Raw genomic sequence first — 4,587 nt, forward strand, 5'->3', positions numbered from 1 at the left:
GGGGCAGTCGTACGGTTCGTCGAGTCCGGGAGCGGGATCCGCCGAGGTGGTGACGGCGACGCGGTCGTTGCGCGGCAGGGTCAGCACGAAGGCGGATCCCTCGCCGGGGCGCGACCAGACGTCGATGCTGCCGCCGTGCAGGTTCGCGTCGCCGAGCGAGATGGCGAGGCCGAGTCCGGTGCCGCCGATGGTGCGCTTGCGACTCGGATCGGCACGCCAGAACCGGTCGAACACGCGGGCGGCGTCCTCGGGCGGCATGCCGATGCCCTGGTCGCGGACGGCGATCGCGACGGAGCGGGCGTCGCTGTCGACGACGACCTGCACGGGCTTCGCGTCGCCGTGCTCGATGGCGTTGCCGACGAGGTTGCGCAGGACGCGGCGGATGCGCTTCGCGTCGAGCTGCATGGTGGTGTGGCCGCCGGGCGTCAGGAGCTGCAGGTCGATGCCGGCGCGTTCGGCGAGCGGGCGGAACTCGTCGACGATGTCGGTGGCGAGGGCCGCGGGGACGACGGGTTCGGGGTCGAGGTGCACGGCCTGGGCGTCGAAGCGGGAGATCTCGAGGAGGTCGGCGAGCAGCAGCTCGAAGCGTTCCACCTGGGCGTGCAGGAGCTCGGCGGACCGGCCGACCGACGGCTCGAACGCGTGCCGGGAGTCGTAGAGCATGTCGCCCGCCAGCCGGATGGTCGTGAGCGGGGTGCGGAGTTCGTGGGAGACGTCGGAGACGAACCGCTGCTGCACCCGGGAGAGCTCGGCCAGCTGGGTGATCTGCCGGCTCACTGCGTCGGCCATGCCGTTGAAGCTCCGGGCGAGGGTGGCGATGTCGTCGTTGCCGCGCACCGGGATGCGTTCGTCGAGCCGGCCCGAGGCGATCTTCCGGCTCGTCTCGGCGGCACCGCGGATCGGGACGACGACCAGCCGGACGACGAGCGAGGTGACGAGGGCGATGAGCACCATCAGCGCGACACCGCCGATCGAGAGCGTCTGCGAGACGAAGTCGAGGGTCTGCTGGGCGTCGGAGAGGTCGTACACGAGGTACAGCTCGTACTGCCCGGCGCTCGGGATCTGCAGCGTCGACCCGACCGCGAGCCCGGGCTGGCGGCGCCCGTCGTCCTCGAGCCGCACCGGCTGCAGGCTGAGCCGACCGGTGTCCTTGCCGACCTCCTTGCGCAGCGCGTCGGTGATCACGGCGTCCGGGAAGCCCTGGCTGGCGACGTTCTGCACCGTCTGCGGGCCGGGCTGGTTCGGGGTCCGCTCGATGGCGATGCTGGTGCCGCCGGGGCTCGTCGTGTTCGACAGGATCGCCTGCTGCGCCTCGCTCTGCAGGGTCTCGAGCTCGCTCTGGTTGTTGTCCTCGCCGGCGGTCGCCGCGTCGAAGATGCCCTGCGCGACGATCGTGGCGCGGGCGGACTCGGACTCGATCTGGTCGCGGCGCTGCGCGTAGACGTTGTTCGAGATGCTGATCATGACGGCGGTGCCGATGATCGCGATCGCGAGGCCGGTGGTCATCACCGTGATCGCGACCGACCGGAACATCAGGGAGCGGCGCCAGAGGTACGCGACACCCCGCCAGCCGCGCCGGACCCACCGTCGGACACGGCGGCCGGCGCGGGCGAGTCTGCCCCGCACGGCGACGCCGCCGGTCGACGGTGTGGACGGCACGGTGCTCAGGACCCTCCGGCCCGGTACCCGACGCCGCGCACCGTGGTGACGATCTTCGGGTTGTCGGGGTCGTGCTCGATCTTCGCGCGGAGGCGCTGCACGTGGACGTTCACCAGCCGGGTGTCGGCCTTGTAGTGGTAGCCCCACACCTGCTCGAGCAGCATCTCGCGGGTGAAGACCTGGTTGGGCTTCTCGGACAGGGCCCGCAGCAGGTCGAACTCCAGCGGGGTGAGCGCGATCACGGCGTCGCCGCGTCGGACCTCGTGCCCGGCGACGTCGACGGTGAGGTCGCCGACGTGGAGCACGGTGGCGTCCGCGGCGGTCGGCCGGAGCCGGGTGCGGATGCGGGCGACGAGCTCCTTCGGGTTGAAGGGCTTCACGACGTAGTCGTCGGCGCCGTTCTCGAGGCCGGCGACCACGTCGGAGGTGTCGCCCTTCGCCGTGAGCATGATGATCGGCGTGCCGCTCTCGGCACGGATGCGCTTGCACACCTCGATGCCGTCGATGCCCGGGAGCATGACGTCGAGGAGCACCAGGTCGGGCTTCGTCCCGTGGAACGCGTCGATGGCGTCGTTGCCGTCGGCGCTGAACTCGGGTTCGTAGCCCTCGGAGCGGAGGACGATGCCGATCATCTCGGCGAGGGCCTGGTCGTCGTCGACGACGAGGATGCGCGGTGTCATGTGATGGGGACTCCGTGTGACGTGCGGCAGTGCCCGGTCGGCACCTGACCCCTCACGATAGCCGAGGCCCCGTGCGACGGCGTTTTCCGACAGGATGGGTGTCGACCGCGTCTTCCGCGTGCGTGGTCGGGAGCACGAGGGGGCGGCGATGTCCGACTGGCAGGTACCGGGTGCGCCCGGCGGGTCCGAGGACGGTCGGGACGAGCGTCCAGGAGGCGCGGCTCGGCCCCCGGCGCAGCAGCCGTCCGGCGCGTGGCCGGGTCAGTCCGGCCAGTCCGGCGCGTGGCAGGGTCAGTCCGGCCAGTCCGGGCCGTGGCAGGGTCCGTCCGGCCAGCCCGGGCCGTGGCAGGGTCCGTCCGGCCAGCCCGGCCAGTGGGTCGGTGGCCCCGGGGGTCCGTCCGTTCCCCCGCCGGTCGGGTCGCGACCGGTCCTCCCGCTGCGGCCGCTCGGGCTCGGCGACGTCCTCGCCGGCGCGTTCACCGTGTTCCGCCGCAACGCGCGGGTGCTCCTGCTCTGGAGCCTGCTCCTCAGCGGCGTCCTCGGGCTCCTCTCGACGCTCGTGAGCGTGTTCGGTCAGCAGGCACTCCAGTCGCGCATGCTGTCGGCGGTCGACGGCGGCGCGACCGGCTCGGACTCGATCCTCGCCGGCTCGTTCACCCTGTGGCTCGTCCTCTCCGTCGCGCTGCCGTTCCTGGCCTACCTCGGGCGTGGCTTCCTCGTCGCGCCGGTCGCCGCGGACACCGGCGCACGCGTCCTCGGCCGACGCGCGACCTTCCGCGGACTCTGGGCCCTGCTCGCCGGGCGCCGTTGGTCGGTGGTCGCCTGGATCCTGCTGCAGCTCGCGGCCGGCGTCGTGATCGGCATCGTGTTCGTGGGCGTCGTGATCGGGCTCGTCGCCGCGGCCTCCGGGAGCGGCTCCGGCGCCGGCCTGGGCGCCTTCCTGCTCGGCTTCTTCCTGCTCGGCCTCGGGTTCGCGGTCGTGCTCGTGTGGCTCGGGACGAAGTTCGCGTTCACCGTGCCGACCATCGCGCTCGAGGGACGCCCCGTCTTCCAGGCCGCGGCGCAGTCGTGGCGCCTCACCCGTGGAGCCTTCTGGCGCACCTTCGGCATCATCCTGCTCGTGCAGGCCGTGTTCGGTGTCGCGGTGTCCATCGCGACCATCCCGCTCACGATCGGCGCGGTGCTCCTGGGCGGCACGTTCGACCCGCTCGGCCAGACCGACGCGGCCTCGGGTGCCGGGACGGGCGGGGTGATCGCGATCGTCGTGGGGAGCCTGCTCGGCATCGCGGTGCAGTGCGTCACGGACGTGCTGTCGGCGTCCGTCGTGACCTTCCTGGCGATCGACCGTCGCATCCGGACCGAGGCGCTTGACCAGCGGATCGCGTCGCACCTCGAGACCGGAACGCCGACCGACCCGTTCGCGCCGTCGCCGCGGGTCGACCGGCCGGTCTGGCCCGGGCAGGGGTGGCCGGGCGCTGCGCCGCAGCAGCCGTGGCCCGGGCAGCCGGGCACCGCGCCCGGGCAGCCGTGGCCCGGACAGCCCGGCCCCGGTGCCGCCGGTGGGCCGACCGCGCCGCCGCAGTGGGGCGGCGCTCCCGGTCGCTACCCGCCGGACGGCCGGGCATGACGATCGGTCCCGACGAGGCACGTCGGCTCCTCGAGCACGAGCTCGAGCGGTCGGAGTACGACGGTGCGCACGTGACGTGGTGGGACCGCGCCTCGCGTGCCGTCCTCGACTGGCTCGGGTCGCTCCGCGCCGACGGCCTCGGGTCCCCGGCGGTCGCGCAGACCCTGCTCTGGACGGCCGTGGTCGTGCTCGTGGCGGTCGTCGTGCTCGTGGTCGTCGCCCGCGGACTCCCCCGCCGACGGGCGCGGCTCACCGACGGGGAGACCGGCGGCGTGTTCGACGACGACGACCTCCGTCCGGCCAGCGCGATCGCCGAGGACGCCCACGCTGCCCTCCGTGCCGGCGACTGGTCGCGTGCGGTCCTCGACGGGTACCGCGCGATCGCCAGGGGACTCGGTGAGCGCGACCTCGTGCCGGACGTCCCGGGAGCCACCGCGCGGGCCATCGCCGGCCGCGCGGCACGGGTCTTCCCGATCGAGGCCACCCGGATCGAACACGCGGCCGTCACCTTCGACGAGGTCCGCTACCTGGACGTCGCCGCCACCGAGACGGCAGCCCGCGAGGTCCTCGACACCGAGCACGCCGTCCGGACGGCACGTCCTGCCCATGCGACGACCCCGG

The 4,587-nt window shown here is 73.3% G+C and carries 4 protein-coding genes; 2 read left to right on the top strand and 2 right to left on the bottom strand.

Annotated elements, in window-relative coordinates; genetic code table 11:
* Both mtrB and mtrA read right to left on the bottom strand, forming a co-directional pair.
* Positions 1 to 1,659 (bottom strand): MtrAB system histidine kinase MtrB (gene mtrB, locus I5E_RS04530; RefSeq protein ID WP_022905942.1); only part of this gene is annotated, 1,659 nt, incomplete at its 3' end.
* A 5-nt stretch (positions 1,660 to 1,664) separates the two neighbouring features.
* Positions 1,665 to 2,339, bottom strand: a complete 675-nt coding sequence (gene mtrA / locus I5E_RS04535; protein WP_022905943.1) for an MtrAB system response regulator MtrA — start codon at positions 2,337 to 2,339, stop codon at positions 1,665 to 1,667.
* Between the two features lie 148 nt (positions 2,340 to 2,487).
* On the opposite strand from mtrA, the gene I5E_RS04540 reads away from it, so the two are divergent.
* Both I5E_RS04540 and I5E_RS04545 read left to right on the top strand, forming a co-directional pair.
* On the top strand, positions 2,488 to 3,966 hold the full coding sequence (locus I5E_RS04540; RefSeq protein ID WP_148286856.1) for a glycerophosphoryl diester phosphodiesterase membrane domain-containing protein: 1,479 nt from the start codon (positions 2,488 to 2,490) through the stop codon (positions 3,964 to 3,966).
* On the top strand, positions 3,963 to 4,587 hold a 625-nt coding region (locus I5E_RS04545; RefSeq protein WP_022905945.1), incomplete at its 3' end, for a DUF4129 domain-containing protein. The genes I5E_RS04540 and I5E_RS04545, both read left to right, overlap by 4 nt.

It is taken from the genome of Curtobacterium sp. B18 (assembly GCF_000333375.1).
GTDB lineage: Bacteria > Actinomycetota > Actinomycetes > Actinomycetales > Microbacteriaceae > Curtobacterium.

Excerpts from the sequence above, each read along its gene's own strand:
- mtrA (WP_022905943.1), bottom strand. The coding sequence starts at position 2,339 with ATGACACCGCGCATCCTCGTCGTCGACGACGACCAGGCCCTCGCCGAG.
- I5E_RS04540 (WP_148286856.1), top strand. The coding sequence starts at position 2,488 with ATGTCCGACTGGCAGGTACCGGGTGCGCCCGGCGGGTCCGAGGACGGT.